Here is a 17,696-nt window from a genome sequence, read left to right as displayed (position 1 = left end):
AAGGGTGTCGACGCGGACGGCATCAACGCCGGCAATCCCGCGTCGGTACAATCGCCGCCATGTCTGTCGTCATCGCGTACTGCTCCTGCCCGGATGCCCGCAGCGCCGGCGTCCTCGCCCGCGCCCTGGTCGAGGAGCGATTGGCCGCCTGCGTCAGCGAGTTGCCGTCCGTGCGCTCGACCTACCGCTGGCAGGGCAGCGTCGAGCAGGGCGAGGAAGTGCTGCTGATGATCAAGACCACCTCCGACCGGCTGGACGCGCTTGGCGCACGGCTGGCCGCGCTGCATCCCTACGAATTGCCCGAACTGATCGCGGTCGAGGCCATCGGCGGCCTGGCCCCGTACCTGGCCTGGGTGGCGCAACAGACCCGAGACGATGACTGAAACCAACGCGCTTCAAACCAACATGCTTCAAGCCGACGCGCTCCCACGCCGACCTCCACACGCCCCGGCGCGCGCCCGATGGCTCGCCGCCTGCCTCACCGGTCTGGCCCTGCTGGCCGTGCTCGTCTTGCCCGCCGGCGCTGCGATCAACCCCGACGACCTGTTGCCGGTCGACCAGGCATTTGCGCTGGATGCGCGCGCCGACGGCGACGGTGCGATCGCGATCCACTGGAAGATCGCCGACGGCTATTACCTGTATCGCCACCGGACGTCCGCCCAGACCGATGCCGGCTTCGAGGCCGGGGCGCTGCAGTTGCCCAAGGGCGAGGCGTATGAAGACGAGTTCTTCGGCAAGGTCGAGACCTACCGCAAAAGCCTCACCGCCCGGTTGCCGGGCCAGGCGCACGCGGCCAGCACCACGCTGACGGTCAAGTACCAGGGTTGCGCCGATGCCGGCATCTGCTACCCGCCGCAGACCCGCAAGCTGACGGTGGCCCTGCCCGCCAGCGCCGCAACGCCCGCGGCGGCACCGGCGACCTCACCGACCGCCACGGGCAACGCCGGCCTGGCCCGCCTTGGCGTACCCGGCACCAGTCCGCTGGTGGGAAACGCACGCCCTTCGCTGCTCGGAAATCTCGGCGGCACCGGCACCGATGCGCTGCCCTTGCCTCCCGGGCAGGCGTTCGGGTTCGAGGCGATCGCGGGCGATGGCAACACCCTGCTGCTGCGCTTCACTCCGGCGCCCGGCTACTACCTGTATCGCGACAACACCAGCCTGACGCTGAGCAGCGATCCGGCCGGCATCGCACTGGGCAAGCCGCAATGGCCGCGCGGCGTCCGGCACCGTGACGGCTACTTTGGCGACACGGTGGTGTATTTCGACCAGATCGACGTGCCGGTTCCGCTGCAGCGCCGACAGGCCGATGCCGCCACCGTGCGCCTGACTGCCAGTTTCCAGGGCTGCCAGAACGACGGCATCTGCTACCCGCCGATGACGCGCACGGTCGAGATCGCGTTGCCGGCCGACACGGCTGGTGTTGCAGCGCCCCCGCAGCCGGCTGCAGGAGCGGCTGCAGCCGCGATCAACGCAGCCGGCGTAGCGCAGGACGCGGAGGGTGCTGCGGACAATGCAGGCCCCATCGCTTCGACGTTGAATGACGGCAGTAAAGTCGCGACGGCTTCGGGCGGGCAAGAGGTCGCGGCTGAAGCCGCTCCTGCAGGAGTGGACGCGCGCGGCAGCACCGACGCGGAAACCACCAACCTCGCCGAAGACAGCCTGCTGGCCGCCGCCCTGTCGGGGCCGGACCGCTGGTGGGCGTTGCTGAGTTTCTTCGGCTTCGGCCTGCTGCTGGCGTTCACGCCCTGCGTGCTGCCGATGATCCCGATCCTGTCGGGACTGATCGCGGGCGCGTCGGCCGGTCACGAGCGCGGTCTGGGCGCGGCGCGCGCGTTCGGCCTGTCGTTCGTGTACGTGTTCGCCAGCGCGCTGGTATTCACCGTGGCCGGCGTGGTCGCCGGACTGGTCGGCGCGAACCTGCAGATCGCGTTCCAGAACCCGTGGGTGCTGGCGGCGTTCGCGGCCGTGTTCGTCGCCCTGGCGCTGTCGAGCTTCGGCCTGTTCGAGATGCAGTTGCCGTCCGGCCTGCGCAACCGGCTGGGTTCGCTGAGCGACCGGCAGCGCGGCGGTTCACTGGCCGGGGTGGCGGTGATGGGTGCGTTGTCGGCGCTGATCGTCGGGCCCTGCGTGGCGCCGCCGCTGGCTGCGGCCGTGCTGTACATCGGCCAGACCCAGGACCCGGTGTTCGGTGGTGTCGCGCTGTTCCTGCTGGCGATGGGCATGGGCGTGCCGCTGCTCGCGTTCGGCGTCGCCGCCGGCAAGGGCCTGCCGACCAGCGGGCCGTGGATGGTGGCGGTGCAGCGCGTGTTCGGCTTCGTGTTCCTCGGGCTGGCGATCTGGATGCTGGCGCGGGTGCTGCCAGGGCCGGTGACCCTGGGCCTGTGGGGCGTGCTGCTGCTCGGCTCGGCGGCCACCCTCGCGCTGGCCGCGAGCAAGCCCGCCGCGCACGAGGGGCTGCGCGTGCTGACCTGGACCGCCGCCGCCCTGTTCGGCGTGGTCGGCGCGACCCAGATCGTCGGTGCCATCGCCGGCAGCAACGACCCGATGCGGCCACTGGCCGGTCTGAACACGGGCGTCGCCGCGGAAACCCGCGAGCTGCCATTCCGCAGGATCAAGTCGCTGGACGACCTCGACCGCGAAGTCGCCGCCGCCCGGGACGCGGGCCAGCCGGTGATGTTCGACTTCTATGCCGACTGGTGCGTGGCCTGCAAGGAGATGGAGAAGTACACCTTCCCCGAGCCTCAGGTGCACGCCGCGCTGGACGGCTTCGTCCTGCTCAAGGCCGATGTCACCGCCAATGACGCCATCGACCAGTCATTGATGAAGGCGCTCGGCATCATCGGCCCGCCGGCCACGCTGTATTACGTCGACGGCGTTGAACGACGCGAACTGCGGCTGTTCGGCTTCGAAAAGGCCGACAGGTTCGCCGAGCGTGCAAGCCGCGCCCGCGCCGCCGCGGAAATCTCGCAATGAAGTCGAACACCCGCATCGTGTTGGTGGCACTGGCGGCCGGCGTGATCGGCGCCGGGGTCGGCCTGTGGTTCAACGGCGCCGCACCACTGTTGCGCAGTGAAGTCGGCCAACGCGCGTTGCAGGACGTGCTCTCGGCTACCGCCCCGGCCGCACCCGCCGGGCTGGCGGTCGCCGAGCGCGGCCAGGTGATCCCGACCCTGCAGTTGCCGGACCTGGACGGGCAGCCGCTCGCATTGCCCGCCGCCCACCTCGGCCGCCCGCAACTGATCAACTTCTGGGCCAGCTGGTGCGGCCCCTGCATCGAGGAGATGCCCGAGCTGGACCGTTTTGCCGCCAGCCAGGACGGCAACGGCGTGCAGGTGGTCGGCATCGCGCTGGACGACGCCGACGCGGTGCGCGCCTTCCTGCAGCGGATCCCGGTCGATTACCCGATCCTGATCGACGCCGCCGGCCCGGCCGATTCCGGCGTGCAACTGGGCAACCTGAAAGGCGTGCTGCCTTATACGGTGCTGGTCGATGCGCAGGGGCGGCTGGTCAAACAGAAGATCGGCCCGTTCCAGCACGGCGAGATCGACGCGTGGGCCCGGCCCTGACACCACCCCGCAACTGCTGCCGGAGCGCACCGGGCGAATTTCAAACGGTCGTTTAAAACGCGATAACTTCGGCGAAACGACGCTTAAATTCTGGACAGCGGCGTCCCGCTCCGCCACACTCCCGAGCTTTCCACCGTTCCGGCACCCGCCGACACCCCATGGCAAAGCTGCTGGTCCTGCACGGTCCCAACCTCAATCTGCTGGGCGAACGCGAGCCGTCGATCTACGGCCGCACCACCCTGACCGAGATCGACGCGGCCCTGCGCGCCACCGCCACGGCGGCCGGCCACCAGCTCGACAGCCTGCAGTCCAATGCCGAGCACGAACTGGTCGAGCGGGTGCAGGCCGCCGGCGCCGACGGCACCGCACTGATCCTGCTCAACCCGGCCGCGTTCACCCACACCAGCGTGGCCCTGCGCGATGCGCTCGCGGCGGTCGCGCTACCGTTCTACGAGATCCACCTGTCCAATCCGCACACCCGCGAGCCGTTCCGCCACCACAGCTATTTCAGCGACCTGGCGGTCGGCGTGGTCGCCGGCTTCGGCGCCGACAGCTACCGTTACGCCCTGGATGCCGCCTTGGCACGCCTGGCCGCCACCGCGGCCTGAACCACCCCATCCTGCCGCCCCGTGCGGCTCCCTGGACCAACCGAGAGGCCCACCATGGACCTGCGAAAGATCAAGAAACTGATTGACCTGCTGGAAGAGTCCAACCTGTCCGAGATCGAGATCAAGGAAGGCGAAGAGTCCGTCCGCCTGGCCCGCACGCCGCGTGGCGGTGTCGCCGCGGCGGTCAACTACGCCGCCGCCCCGGCCGTGCCCCTGCAGCCGATGCCGATGGCCTCGCCGGTGGACGCCGCCACCGGCGGCGGCAAGCCGTCCATCGCCGCCGTCGCGGCCGGCAGCGACCTGCCCGATGGCCACGTCGTGCGCGCACCGATGGTCGGCACCTTCTACGCGTCTCCCGCGCCGGACAAGCCGCCCTTCGTCACCGTCGGCCAGACGGTCGCCGCCGGCGAGACCATCGGCATCATCGAGGCGATGAAGATGTTCAACCCGATCGAGGCCGACGCCTCCGGGACCATCCTCAAGGTCGTCGCCGAGAGCGGCCAGCCGGTCGAGTTCGACCAGCCCCTGTTCGTGATCGGCTGAGGCCGGGTCGATGCTGGATAAAGTCGTCATCGCCAACCGGGGCGAAATCGCGCTGCGCATCCTGCGCGCCTGCCACGCGCTGGGCATCCACACGGTCGCGGTGCATTCCACCGTCGACCGCAACCTCAAGCACGTCGCCATGGCCGACGAGTCGGTCTGCATCGGCCCGGCGCCGTCGACCGACAGCTATCTCAATATGGCCTCGCTGATCGCCGCGGCCGAAGTCACCGACGCCCAGGCGATCCATCCCGGCTACGGCTTCCTGGCCGAGAACGCGGACTTCGCCGAACGCGTGGAGGAGTCGGGCTTCATCTTCATCGGCCCCAAGGCCGAGACGATCCGCCTGATGGGCGACAAGGTCGAGGCGATCCGGGCCATGAAAGAAGCCGGCGTGCCCTGCGTGCCCGGCAGCGGCGGCCCGCTGGGGGACGACCCGCAGACCAACATCAAGATCGCCCGCGAGATCGGCTACCCGGTCATCGTGAAGGCCTCCGGCGGCGGCGGCGGACGCGGCATGCGCGTGGTCCACACCGAGGCCGCGCTGGTCACCGCGATCCAGACCACCAAGGCCGAGGCCAAGGCCGCGTTCGGCAACGACATGGTCTACATGGAGAAGTTCCTGGAGAACCCCCGCCACGTGGAGATCCAGGTCCTCGCCGACGGCCAGGGCGGCGCGATCCATCTGGGCGAGCGCGACTGCTCGATGCAGCGCCGCCACCAGAAAGTGGTCGAGGAAGCGCCGGCGCCCGGCATCAGCGACCAGCAGCGCGCCGACATCGGCCAGGTCTGCGTCGATGCCTGCATCCGCATCGGCTACCGCGGCGCGGGCACGTTCGAGTTCCTGTACGAGGACGGCCGGTTCTACTTCATCGAGATGAACACCCGCATCCAGGTCGAGCACCCGGTCACCGAGATGATCACCGGCATCGACCTGATCCGCGAACAGCTGATGATCGCCAGCGGCCAGAAGCTGCGGATCAGGCAGGAAGACATCGTGGTCAACGGCCACTCGATCGAGTGCCGGATCAACGCCGAGGACCCGGAAACCTTCATGCCCAGCCCCGGGCTGATCCAGGAGTTCCACGCCCCGGGCGGCCCGGGCGTGCGCGTGGACAGCCACATCTACGCCGGCTACCGCGTGCCGCCGAACTACGACTCGATGATCGGCAAGCTGATCGTGCACGGCCCCGACCGCGAAACCGCGATCGCCCGCATGCGCGTGGCGCTCAGCGAGATGGTGATCGACGGCATCAAGACCAACATCCCGCTGCACCAGCGCATCCTGGCCGACGTCGGCTTCCAGCAGGGCGGGCAGAACATCCACTACCTGGAAAAGCGGCTGAAGGAGCAGAAGGAGAAGTCGCTCTCGATCACCTGAGCCCGGGCCCCGCTCCCGCCTCCAATCCAGGGGCGGGGAATGCCACGTCCCGGACTTCCTCCATGCACCCACCCCGGACCCCACGATGCGCCTGTTGATCGCCCTGATCCTGCCCTGGCTGACCTTCTTCACCATCGGCCGCCCGATTGCCGGCCTGGTCTGCCTGTTGTTGCAGATCACCGTGCTGGGCTGGCTCCCGGCCACCCTCTGGGCGGTGTATGCGCTGAGCCAGTACACGACCGACCAGAAGATCGCGCGCGCGATGCAGCGCTGACCGCCATGCCCTTCCTCGAACTCACCCTGCCCTGCACCCAGGCCGACCAGCCGCGTTACGAGCGCGCACTGGAAGACGTCGGCGCGCTGGCGGTCACCCTGACCGACGCCCACGCCGATGCCGCCGACGAGCAGGCGATCTTCGAGCCCGGCGTCGGCGCGATGCCGCTGTGGGCCGAACTGACCCTGACGGCGCTGTTCCCCGGCGGCACCCTGCCGGAGTTGCTGCTGCACGCACTGGCGGCGGTCGACGAGGGCGTCGACTGGTCGCATGTGGAGTTCCGCGAGGTCGCCGACCAGGACTGGGAGCGCTCGTGGATGGACCAGTACGAGCCGCTGAAATTCGGCCAGCGCACCTGGATCGTGCCGTGGAACCACGACCTGCCCGAAGGCGCGGATGCACCCGACGCGGCCGTCGTGCGGCTCGACCCCGGCCTCGCGTTCGGCTCGGGCACCCACCAGACCACCGCGCTGTGCCTGCAGTGGCTCGACGGCCTCGCCGGCGAAGGGCTGCTGCGCGGTGCGACCGTGCTGGACTTCGGTTGCGGCTCCGGCATCCTCGCGTTGGCGGCCCTGAAGCTCGGCGCCGCCGGCGCGGTCGGGGTCGACAACGATCCGCAGGCGCTGACCGCCACCGCCGACAACGCCCAGCGCAACGATCTGGCCGCGCGCCTGGCGGTGTACCTGCCCGAAGACGAGCCCGCCGGCATCCGTTACCCGGTGGTGGTCGCCAACATCCTCGCCTCGGCCCTGGTCGCGCTGGCCGACGCGCTTGCCGCACGGGTCGCGCCGGGCGGGAGGATCGCGCTGTCGGGCATCCTCGCCGGGCAGGAGGACGAGGTGCTGGCGCGCTATGACGCCGACTTCGAGCAGTTGCAGGTCGCGCAGCTGGACGACTGGATCCGGATCAGCGGCGTGCGGCGCCGCTGACGGCAGCGTGGAATTGTGACAGGCGTCGCGAAAGCACGGTGCATCCCACCGCGCAGACCAGCGGGCGGCCTCGGCTAGACTGGCCCGATGTTCGTGCCCTGCCCCCACTGCGGTTTCCTGGTCGCCCTGATCATCGCCGCGGACGGCCCGCCGCAGCGCTGCCCGCGTTGCGACAACGAACTGCTGCGGGAGAACGACGGCGACGGCACCGGCGTCGCTCCTGCCGGCGAAACGCCGCTTGAAGCCACCAGCAACGAGCTGCCGTCGGCCGGGCCGGAAGCCTCCTCATCCGATATGCCGCCGGCTGCCCCCGTGGCATCGGTGCGCGACATCACCTCGTCGCAATCACGCCGCGACAAACGCCACGCGCCCAGCTTTGTACGCACCCTCCGGCGCCCCCGCAGCACCGGCCCACGCTGGCCAGGCCTGCTGGCCGTCGGCCTGTTGGCGGTCCTGCTGCTCGGCCAACTGCTGCTGGCACAGCGCAATGAACTCGCCGCCGATGCGCGCTGGCGGCCCACCATCGGCACCGTGTGCAAGGCAATGGCCTGCCGGCTGCCGCCCTGGCACGAGCCGGCCGCGTACACGATGCTCGCGCGCAGCGTGCAACCGGCCAGCGGCAAGCAAGGCGTCCTCAACGTGCAGGCCAGCTTCCGCAACGACGCGCGCTGGCCGCAGGCCTGGCCGGCGCTGCAGCTGAACCTGTCGGACATCAACGGACAAACCGTCGCCCGGCGGGTGTTCACGGCGCAGGACTACCGACCCGCCGATGCGGCCCTGTCGACGGAGCTCGCCCCCGGCCAGAGCGCCAGCGTGAACTTCGAGATCCTGGAACCGGCATCGCCGATCGTCGCCTTCACTTTCGATTTCCGCTGACACCCCGTCGCGGCCCCGCAACCGCACGGAACGAAATCCCGGCGAAACTCCGGCCAAACCGCGGTGGTAGACTTCCAGACCGCCGTCGCCTCGCGCACCACGGCGGGCATCATCAGCACACTCGCTCGACCGTCATCCGATGTCTGGGGGGACAGACTTGAACGCAGCCGCCAACCGCACCGACCCTGCCCGCCCCGGACCGCGCGTACCGCTGCGCGACCATGTCGCCACCTCGATCCGCCGCTACCTCGGCGACCTCGACGGCTCCGACAACGGCGACCTGTACGAGATCGCCCTGCGTGAACTGGAAATCCCGCTGTTCGCCGAAGTACTCGACCACTGCGAAGGCAACCAGAGCCGCGCGGCCACGATGCTGGGCATCCACCGCGCCACGCTGCGCAAGAAGCTGCGCGAGTACGGTCTGGCCTGAAGCACGTCAGGCTTGAAGCACGTCAGGCTTGATGCACGTCAGGCTTGAAGCACGCCAGGCCTGAAGCACGTCACGTTTGAATGGCCTCCGCTCCCGACTGCCCTACCCCGGTGCGCGGGTAGCCCATCACGCGTGACCCACCCGGCCTCGGCCCGGACCACCGCCGGTATAATCGGCGGCTTTCCCGCTCGAAGCTGCCGCCATGACCTCCGCTCCCGCCTCCAGCCCGGTGCACGACCGTCCGGTCAAGATCCGCCGCGCCCTGTTGTCCGTCTCCGACAAGACCGGCCTGATCGAACTGGCCACCGCGCTGGCCGGCCACGGCGTGCAGCTGCTGTCCACCGGCGGCACCGCGAAGGCGATCCGCGAGGCGGGTCTGGCGGTCATCGACGTATCGGAGGCAACAGGCTTTCCGGAAATGATGGACGGCCGGGTCAAGACCCTGCATCCCGTCGTGCACGGCGGTCTGCTCGGCCGCGCCGGCATCGACGAGGTGGTGATGGCGCAGCACGGCATCGACGCGATCGACCTGCTGGTGCTGAACCTGTACCCGTTCGAGAAGGTCTCCGCCGACCCCGACAGCTCGATGGAACAGATCATCGAGAACATCGACATCGGCGGCCCGGCGATGCTGCGCTCGGCGGCGAAGAACTTCGCCCGCGTCGCCGTCGCCACCGACCCGGCCCAGTACCCCGGACTGCTCGACGAACTGGCCGCCCATGACGGCGCGCTGTCGGCGAAGACGCGTTTCGCGCTCTCGGTCGCTGCCTTCAACCGCGTCGCCTTCTACGACGCCTGCATCAGCAATTACCTGTCGGCGATCAACGACGACGGCAGCCGCGCGCTGTTCCCGGCGCAGAACAACAGCAATTTCGTCAAGGTCATGGACCTGCGCTACGGCGAGAACCCGCACCAGGCCGGCGCGTTCTACCGCGACCTGTGGCCGGTGCCCGGCACCCTGGCCACGTTCACCCAATTGCAGGGCAAGGAGCTGAGCTACAACAACCTCGCCGATGCCGACGCCGCGTGGGAATGCGTGCGCCAGTTCGACGCCCCGGCCTGCGTGATCGTCAAGCACGCCAACCCCTGCGGTGTGGCGGTAGCCGCCAACAACAGCGACGCGTACGAGGCAGCCTTCGCCACCGACCCGACCTCGGCCTTCGGCGGCATCCTCGCGTTCAACCACACCCTCGACGAGGCGACCACGAAGTCGATCCTCGACCGCCAGTTCGTCGAAGTGCTGATCGCACCGGACTTCGATCCCGCCGCGCTGGACTACTGCACCAAAAAGGCCAACGTCCGCGTGCTGAAGATTCCGCACGGCGACGGCCGCAACAACTTCGACGTCAAGCGCGTCGGTTCGGGCCTGCTGATGCAGACCAGCGACATCCGCGAGGTGACCCGCGACGAGCTGGAAGTAGTCACCAAGCTGGCACCGACCGAGGCGCAGATGGCCGACCTGATGTTCGCCTGGCGGATCGCGAAGTTCGTGAAGTCCAACGCGATCGTCTACGCGAAAGACCAGCGCAGCATCGGCATCGGTGCCGGCCAGATGAGCCGCGTGGTGTCGGCGAAGATCGCCGGACTGAAGGCCGAGGAAGCCGGGCTCGTGGTGCCCGGTTCGGTGATGGCCAGCGACGCGTTCTTCCCGTTCCGCGACGGCATCGACGCCGCTGCAGCCGCCGGCATCAAGGCAGTGATCCAGCCCGGCGGCTCGATGCGCGACAAGGAAGTGATCGCCGCCGCCGACGAGCACGGCATCGCGATGGTGTTTACCGGGGTGCGGCACTTCCGGCATTGATGGATCGCGGCGGGCCGGCACGGTAGACAACCCCGGCAGCACCGTCCGCAGTCCTTGTGAACCTGCCGGCGATTGAATTCAGATCGCTCGCGGCCGCAGCCGGAGACTGCCGAGGATCCCGTCCCACACCTCAAGCGCCTCCTTGTCATCCACGAACGGCGCTTCCATCGTTTCGCCGTCCGGGCCGCTTTCGTCGGTGGTACTCATTCGCAGCGACAGGAACGGGTGCTCGATGGATGCGCGCTGACCCTGGCTTTCCCACAGGAACTCGTAGCTGCGCGTGCCGTCGCTGTCCCCGCGTACCAGCAACTCCTGCCCGCGGATCGGCCCGATGTGGCGCTCTCCACGCCGCAGCGTTTTCATTGCCGCCACTGCGCCCTCGTAGCCCGGTGGCACGCCGGAAACCCGCTGCAGGAGATCGACGTCCGGCTTGCCCGTCACATAGGCGGTGTAGCTCAGCATCAGCCCCGGCCGACCCGGAACGCGGATCGTCGCGGAGACCTCTTCCTGGTTCAGCGCACTGCGGGCCACCAGAACCGAATCGATGCAAAAACCCGGTACTGAAGGGATTTCAGCGGGGACGCGATCGCGCAGGCTCTGCGCAAGCGATGAAAAATACTGGAGCGTCTTGTCGTGCAGCTTGGCGCTGGATTCCCCCTCCACCACCACCAGAACCTGCGATTCTGGCAGCAGCGCATACAGCTCGGTCAGGTACATCCGGGTGCTGTTTGGACTGAGCCAGGAAGTGATCAACACCCGGTCGTCGGAAAACTCCCGCCGGTCGACAAACCGCTGGCCGGTCGGGGTGTGAGGCTGAGCCATCAGACTCGCTTCGCGGCCAGCGCGCAGATCGCCGAACTCCTCCCGCGATATGCCGCGCCGGGTACTGATTTTCGCCCCGCCCACCTTGAAGGTCGCATCCACTGTCGATCCAGTCGGAAGATCCAGCAGATGTCGTCCGAGGCAATGCATGACCGGTTGCCCGGAGTTTCCATACTTCATGACATCTCCTTCCTTCTGTATGGCCGCAGCAGCCATTGACGAGAGCAGCGCAAACACAAGAGCCACGGTCCAGCGATGAACATGGTTCATGCCCAATCCGCCCCGCGAGACAGCCTCACCACGCTATACAGCGTCGCCCATTGGCTGCGCACGTCGTTGTAGCTGTCCTGATGCTCGTAGCCTTTGTCCTTGCGTTTCCCATTTAACTTCACGTGCTCGCCCTCGCCTTCATCGCCCTGACGGAAACATGCCTGTACGGCAACCAAGCCGGGCGCAGCGCCCGACACAGTGGGAACCGTGCCGTCGCCCGGTTGGGTTGCGCTTCCGAAGCGCAACCGGAAGTCGGCTGAGCCATCGGTGACGCGCAACTTGCCGTTGCCGTCGTCATCTTCCAAGCGGATACGAGCCGGATCGACCACCTCGGGCCCTTGCCAGTGCACGTCGGTCCAGCCTTGCCTACGCGTATCGGCACCGTAATGGACATAAGCCGGCTCCGGGTACTTGCCGCTGATGGAACTGTGGAACGATTTGACGTCATCCACCTTCAGGTCAAAGCGGTCAAAAGGATCCACGCCAATACCTTCGACTCCCTCGATCCCGTTCAACCCGGCCGGATCCAGCATCTCCGCATTCACTTCCGGCACCAGCCCATACCATTCACGGCTCTGGTAAATCTCTACATATGGATCCGCGACCGGTAGCGCGTGGGAAGGCCGGTCCGCTGGGCCGCCCAGCTTCAGCCAGGCCCGGCCCTCGCCATAGTCGGTGCTGGGTAGAAGTTCGAGGGCACCGGGAGCATTGGCGACGATTGCGGTGACTTCCTTGGCATTGCGTCCAAGAATCAGTTGGGAGACGCCTTCGTATCCGCAACGGCAATGGTGATAGGTGGCGGGTGCGCCGGTGGCCGGCATGACACCGTGCACAACACCCAGCAATTTTCCGTAGTCGTGAAGCCTGGCGATAGACCGACCCACCAGACCACCCATCGAGTGGGTCACCAGGATGACCTTCTCGGCCGCTTCGCCCAGCGAGTGATGGTGGGCCAAGACTACGTCCTCGATGTAGTCGATCAGGTCCTGCCCGGAGTCCTCGTTGGACTGCAGCCAGTTGTATCCGCCTCCCCAGACCTCATAGCGGAAGGTCGCAGCATGCTTCAAATCGTCGACATCCAAGGCAGGATTAACTTTTTCGTCACCGTAATCGGCTGGCACTCTTTGCGCCTCCGCGTTCCACCATTCCAGCAGCTCACAGGACTCCATGATGTTGTTGAGCCTGCGTTGCATCTGGCTCATCACGGGGTGGTAGGCCGATCGCATCAACGCCCCCCAGCCACGATCCCTTGCGGCCTGCTTGTCGAGACTTCCTTCCGTGTCGATCGCGCCGCGACCATCCACCTGAACCGTTTCGGGATCGAGCATGCGCTGCCGGGTGGCCGGCCCCCGGAAGATATAGGCAAACATCTGCCCGATGGCACCGAGAACCGGAACGACGCCATCCGTGTTCGGCGGTCGCCACACCTTGGATCCGGTATCCGACATCAGGTTGGTGCCCATGATTCCAGGCAGAAAAACCACTGGTATCACGGCGGTTGGCTGGGCCAGGATGGCGCACTGGCGCACGTCGGCAGCCGGGGTCAATCGGGTCTGTAGGGCTGGACGCCCGCCCCGGTCAATTTGATCGGATGTAATCCGTATTTCATCATTCCTTGGCATCGCTGTTTCATCCCTTTCCGATGAGCTTGATCACCACCTGCTCAGGGCCCATTCCCTTCTGGACTGGCAGCCTCCCTGCCGCGTCGGTCATCAACGACAATCGCGCTCCGTCGGCACGGACTAGCTCCACGCGCATGTTTGCCATCGGCTCACCTGTCGCACGATGGCGGACCACGTACTTCTGATCGAACTTCGTCTCGGGCCAGGCATTCATTTCCCGACTCAACTGCGTCGGTCCCACGAACGACTTCTTCCCCGCATGCACGGTGATGGTGCCCGGACAGACGATGCGGATGTTGCCGCCTTCAATGGTGATGCCTGCTCCGCCGCTGGTGGCGAGGTGGACGGTTTTGCCGGCGGCGAGTTCGACTTCGGCATTGGCGCTGATGACGGCCAGTGGGTCTTTCGACTGCAGCGCGATGTCGCCTTGCTGGGCCTGCAGGTCCAGCTCGCCTTCACCGGCGACCAGCGCCAGCGCGTGTTTGCAGGTGACGTTGCCGTCCCCGGCACCGGCCAGCCAGCCGATCGCCTGGCCGGCGTGGATGCGCAGGTCGCCGGCGATCGCGGCATTGCCGGCCTGGCCGCTGGCAACGGTCAGGGTCTCGCCGACGCTCCAGTGCAGGCTGGTTCCCGCGACAAGACCGATGCCGGCCGGTGCGGTCAGGCCCAGCAGGGCGTCGCCGGTGTGCGGTACCCGGCCTTCGCCGGCGGCACTGCTGCGCTCGGGTACTTCGGAGACGGCATCGGCGTGGTTTTCGCCCGCCACCACGGTGCTGGCACTGGTCAACAACGCCGCCAGCGGTGATTGGTCGGCGATCAGGCGCGACCGGTTCGCCGCCGTCTCGCCCTGATGGGCGGCCAGCCGGACGGTGAGATGGGTACCAGCGGCATCATTGAACACCTCAGCCAGTTGCCCGGCCTGCCGGATCAGGGCGGTGGCGGCGATGTGTTCACCGGCCGGGGCTTCGGCGTCGTTCGCGCTGGCGCTGATCCACAGGCCGCGCTCGCCGCGCACCGCGCCCCACTGGTCGGTGCGCAGCTCGAAGCCCTCGCCACGGAAGCTGCCGCGGTAGTTGTCGGCCTGATGGATCAGGTGACCGAGATTCAATTCACTGGCGGCATGGGTGGTCGCCAGTTGCAGCCGCAGCTGGCCGTCGCTGTCGTCGAACACCAGCCGGTTGTGGCCACTTCCGCCAAATTCCTTCGATTTGACCCCGCTCAGCGCCGCCGCGTTGCGGTGGCCGTCGGCGTCGCCGCTCATGCCGTGCCACGGCGGGGCGTTGCCGCCGGCCCGGTTGCCTTGCGCGCTGGGGCGATGGTCGCCGGCCTGGGCGAACAGGTCGGCTGTATTGGCGGCGGCATCGGCGCCGCCCGGGGTGGGCGCGATGCCGCCCTCGCCGTGGCCGTTGTACAGCGCACCGACCACCAACGGCCGATCGATATCGCCATCGAGAAAGCCGACCAGCACTTCCTGCCCGATCCGCGGCAGGAACTGGCTGCCCACGCCGGAGCCGGCATAGCGCTGGCTGACGCGCAACCAGCAGCTGTCGTTGGCCGCGGCATCGCCTTGCTCCGCCGACTGGAAGTGAAAGCGCACGCGAACCCGGCCCAGCGCGTCGCTGTGCAGTTCCCGGCGGTTTGAGGGCTGCGTCGCGCCGTCGTCGCCAACCACAATGGCGCTTTGGTAGCCGTATGCGGTCGGCCGCGGGTTGAGCAGCGCGCCAGTGCCGTCATGGAGAACCCGCCGCCATGGCAGTTCGCGCGGGACGGCGGTAAAGGCGTTGGCGTAGCCGACCCGTTCAGCGGACGCCAGCACTTCGGCCCAACTGCTGTCCGACACGCCTTCAAGCGGCGTGAGCGACCCGGTTTGCAGGACGACGCCATCGTCCTGCCACAAGGCCAGTTGCTCCCGCACGACGTCGGGCAGGTTGTTGACGCCCGCATGCTGCACGCCAGTCAGCAACAGTCCGATCGGGACGCCAACCGCCGACGGCGCACCGGTGACCTCGAACCAGTGCCCTTCGCGGAAACTTCGCACCGTGGAGCGGCCCAGCCAGCACCGGCCTGCGGCGTCACGCGCCTGTGCCAGCAGCCGGGCGTAGCGGCCGGCCTCGTCCTGACCGGCGAACGCATACGCGCCCGACGGGTCGTAGACCTCCAATGACGCAGCGCCGTTACCGGCATCGGCCAGCGACACCTGCGCCGCAACCACACCGCCCTTGTAGTCGTGGCTGAGCAGGCTCAGCGCGGTCGATCCGATCGCCTGCATCGTGCCCAGCGCCTGCACGGTATCGCTGGACTCGGTTCCGTCGGCACGGTGGAAGCGGATGCCGCCGCCGGCCTCGGCGCTGGCATCCTGCGGACCGTCACCGCTGCCGGCGAAAATCACCATCCGGTGTCCGCCGGGTGCATCGGTCGCCTCTTCCAACCGCCAGCCCAGGCCCTCCTCGGCCAACAGGCGGCTTACGAACGCAAAATCGGTTTCGCGGTATTGCACGCAGTAGCTGCGCGGGCGGGCCTCGGACAGGAACGGGCCGACCTCATCGCCCAATTGCCAGCTCGCCAGCGGCGCGTAGTCGGTGAATACCGTCTCGACGATCCCGAGGACGCTCCGGTCCTGGAATACCCGGCTGTGTCGGCCCTGGGTCAGCAGCCACGTCCACGGCACCAGGTGCAGCCGGTAGCGCGCCAGCCCGCCGTCGGAGCCGACGCACTCGGCTTCGCGTACCAGACCGGACCGCGGGATCGACTCGCCACGGGCGCCGCGGGTGGTCAGCGTGGCGCACTGGCCGAGCCAGGCGTCCAGCGACAGGTGGGCGTCGGTCGACAGTGCGTCGACCCGCCATTCGTACCCGGACGACAACGATTCCCGGCCCTGCCAGCGCTCCACCACCAGATCGGCGGCGAACCCGTCGACCTTCAGCGCATACAGCCGATCGGCGTCCCGGTACCGCGACAGCGCGGCCAGCAGCCCGCGCGCAACAGAAGCTCCGCTGTTCATTCGTCTCTCCATAGACTGCGCGAATCCTAGCGCATGGGCGAACGCCGGGCACCTCGGCGCTTTCGCTATCGCGGCACGCCTGGCGCGTCCTGCTTCGCCAGCGGCTCGCGCCAGATCCCGTGATCCACGCCGTCGCCCAACTCGGGGTAATCGGCGATGTGGAACACCGGCGACTTGCCCGCGTCCAGCTGGCGGTCGTAATCGCGGGTCAGCTTGATCACCACGCCCGACAGCATCACGATCGCGACCAGGTTGATCGACGCCATCAGCGCCATCGCCGCATCGGCCGCATCCCACACCAGCTGCACCTTCGAGTACACGCCCCAGACGATCACGCCCAGCGCCGACACCCGCAATGCGAACAGCCCGACCCGCCCGCCGCCCAGGTACAGCAGGTTGTTCTCGGCATACGTGTAGTTGCCCAGGATCGTGGTGAAGGCGAAGAAGAACAGCGCGATCGCGACGAAGTAGGTCCCCGCGCCGCCGAAGAACACCGTCATCGCCTGCTGGGTGACCAGCACGCCGTCGCTGCCGTCCGCGCCCAGCACGCCCGACAGCAGGATCACGAAACCGGTCGCGCTGCAGATCAGCAAGGTATCGATGAACACACCCAGCGCCTGCACCAGTCCCTGGCTGGCCGGGTGATGCGGCACCGGCGTCGCCGCCGCGGCGATGTTGGGTGCGCTGCCCATGCCCGCCTCGTTGGAATACAGGCCGCGCTTGACGCCGTTGAGCAACGCCGCGGCAATGCCGCCGAACACGCCGCCGGTCGCCGCATCCAGACCGAACGCGCCGCGCAGCACCAGCGACAGCACCGCCGGCACCTCGGCGATATGGGTGAGCACCACCCAGCCGGCCAGCCCCAGATACCCCAGCGCCATGAACGGCACCGCCCACTCGGCAAACCGCGCGACGCTGCGCAGGCCGCCGAAGATGATCGCCGCGGTCAGCACCACCAGACCGGTCGCAATCTGTGCACGGCTGAAGCCGAACGCATCGCCCAGCGCCTGCGCCATCGCATTGGCATGCACGCCACTGAAGATCAGCCCGTAGGTCAGCAGCAGGCACAGCGCGAACGCCACGCCCATCCACGGCTTCTTCAGCCCGAGCGTCATGTAGAACGCCGGCCCGCCGCGGTACTGGCCGTTCTCGTCGCGCACCTTGTACAGCTGCGCGAGCGCGCTTTCCGCATAGGCGGTCGCCATGCCGAGCACCGCCGTGCACCACATCCAGAACAGCGCCCCCGGGCCACCGACGCCCAGCGCAATCGCCACGCCCACCAGATTGCCGGTGCCGACCCGCGCCGCCAGGCTCGTGCATAGCGCCTGGAACGGCGAGATGCCGGCATCGTCGCCCGCGGTGCCGCGGCCGATCACGTGCAGCATGTGGGGGAAGCGGCGCAGCTGCAGGAACCGCAGGCGCACGGTGAAGAACACCCCGACCGCGAGCAGGCCGTACACCAGCACGTAGTTCCACAGCACCTGGTTGATCAGGCCGATCACCGGCGCCAGCAACGCCTCGATGCCGCCGAGCAGGAATTCCATCGGATCGTCGTTCCAGTTCGAAACGACCGATC

At 68.0% G+C, this 17,696-nt stretch carries 15 protein-coding genes; 11 read left to right on the top strand and 4 right to left on the bottom strand.

Annotation, left to right across the window (positions count from 1 at the left end):
* Positions 1-59: 59 nt before the first annotated feature.
* From cutA to purH, 11 genes are all read left to right on the top strand, one after another.
* Positions 60-383, top strand: a complete 324-nt coding sequence (gene cutA, locus N792_RS12220) for a divalent-cation tolerance protein CutA (protein WP_156969413.1) — start codon at positions 60-62, stop codon at positions 381-383.
* Entirely contained in the window at positions 376-2,973 is a 2,598-nt protein-coding gene (locus N792_RS12215; RefSeq protein WP_036195664.1) for a protein-disulfide reductase DsbD, read from the top strand. The genes cutA and N792_RS12215 overlap by 8 nt, the downstream gene beginning before the upstream one ends.
* Positions 2,970-3,566, top strand: a complete 597-nt coding sequence (locus N792_RS12210; protein WP_052104077.1) for a TlpA family protein disulfide reductase — start codon at positions 2,970-2,972, stop codon at positions 3,564-3,566. Before N792_RS12215 ends, N792_RS12210 begins: the two co-directional genes overlap by 4 nt.
* A gap of 158 nt (positions 3,567-3,724) precedes the next feature.
* Positions 3,725-4,174 carry a type II 3-dehydroquinate dehydratase gene (gene aroQ, locus N792_RS12205; RefSeq protein ID WP_036195661.1) on the top strand — a complete coding sequence of 150 codons (450 nt, stop codon included), beginning with the start codon at positions 3,725-3,727 and terminating at the stop codon, positions 4,172-4,174.
* Positions 4,175-4,228: 54 nt separating this feature from the next.
* Positions 4,229-4,717, top strand: a complete 489-nt coding sequence (gene accB / locus N792_RS12200; protein WP_036195659.1) for an acetyl-CoA carboxylase biotin carboxyl carrier protein — start codon at positions 4,229-4,231, stop codon at positions 4,715-4,717.
* 10 nt (positions 4,718-4,727) lie between these two features.
* Complete coding sequence (accC, locus tag N792_RS12195) at positions 4,728-6,095, top strand: acetyl-CoA carboxylase biotin carboxylase subunit (protein ID WP_036195657.1); 1,368 nt, start codon at positions 4,728-4,730, stop codon at positions 6,093-6,095.
* 85 nt (positions 6,096-6,180) lie between these two features.
* Complete coding sequence (locus tag N792_RS12190; RefSeq protein WP_036195654.1) at positions 6,181-6,369, top strand: YqaE/Pmp3 family membrane protein; 189 nt, start codon at positions 6,181-6,183, stop codon at positions 6,367-6,369.
* Positions 6,370-6,374: 5 nt separating this feature from the next.
* Entirely contained in the window at positions 6,375-7,298 is a 924-nt protein-coding gene (prmA, locus tag N792_RS12185; protein WP_036195652.1) for a 50S ribosomal protein L11 methyltransferase, read from the top strand.
* Positions 7,299-7,385: 87 nt separating this feature from the next.
* Positions 7,386-8,174: a DUF3426 domain-containing protein gene (locus N792_RS13550; protein WP_052104075.1), complete on the top strand. Its 789-nt coding sequence runs from the start codon at positions 7,386-7,388 to the stop codon at positions 8,172-8,174.
* 157 nt (positions 8,175-8,331) lie between these two features.
* On the top strand, positions 8,332-8,604 hold the full coding sequence (fis, locus tag N792_RS12175) for a DNA-binding transcriptional regulator Fis (RefSeq protein WP_036195649.1): 273 nt from the start codon (positions 8,332-8,334) through the stop codon (positions 8,602-8,604).
* Positions 8,605-8,806: 202 nt separating this feature from the next.
* Positions 8,807-10,405 carry a bifunctional phosphoribosylaminoimidazolecarboxamide formyltransferase/IMP cyclohydrolase gene (purH, locus tag N792_RS12170; RefSeq protein WP_052104074.1) on the top strand — a complete coding sequence of 533 codons (1,599 nt, stop codon included), beginning with the start codon at positions 8,807-8,809 and terminating at the stop codon, positions 10,403-10,405.
* Positions 10,406-10,483: 78 nt separating this feature from the next.
* On the opposite strand, the gene N792_RS12165 is transcribed toward purH, so the two are convergent.
* From N792_RS12165 to N792_RS12150, 4 genes are all read right to left on the bottom strand, one after another.
* Positions 10,484-11,497: a T6SS immunity protein Tli4 family protein gene (locus tag N792_RS12165; RefSeq protein ID WP_156969412.1), complete on the bottom strand. Its 1,014-nt coding sequence runs from the start codon at positions 11,495-11,497 to the stop codon at positions 10,484-10,486.
* Positions 11,494-12,960, bottom strand: a complete 1,467-nt coding sequence (locus N792_RS12160) for an esterase/lipase family protein (protein ID WP_156969411.1) — start codon at positions 12,958-12,960, stop codon at positions 11,494-11,496. Before N792_RS12160 ends, N792_RS12165 begins: the two co-directional genes overlap by 4 nt.
* A 166-nt stretch (positions 12,961-13,126) precedes the next feature.
* Positions 13,127-16,120, bottom strand: coding sequence for a type VI secretion system Vgr family protein (locus N792_RS12155; RefSeq protein ID WP_156969410.1), 2,994 nt, complete (start codon positions 16,118-16,120; stop codon positions 13,127-13,129).
* A 65-nt stretch (positions 16,121-16,185) separates the two neighbouring features.
* Complete coding sequence (locus N792_RS12150) at positions 16,186-17,664, bottom strand: alanine/glycine:cation symporter family protein (RefSeq protein WP_052104070.1); 1,479 nt, start codon at positions 17,662-17,664, stop codon at positions 16,186-16,188.
* Positions 17,665-17,696: the final 32 nt, after the last annotated feature.

This window comes from Lysobacter concretionis Ko07 = DSM 16239 (assembly GCF_000768345.1).
GTDB classification, from domain to species: Bacteria; Pseudomonadota; Gammaproteobacteria; order Xanthomonadales; family Xanthomonadaceae; genus Novilysobacter; species Novilysobacter concretionis.
The sequence above is the reverse complement of the archived record's forward strand: the minus strand, read 5'-3'. Positions and strand labels throughout refer to the sequence as shown.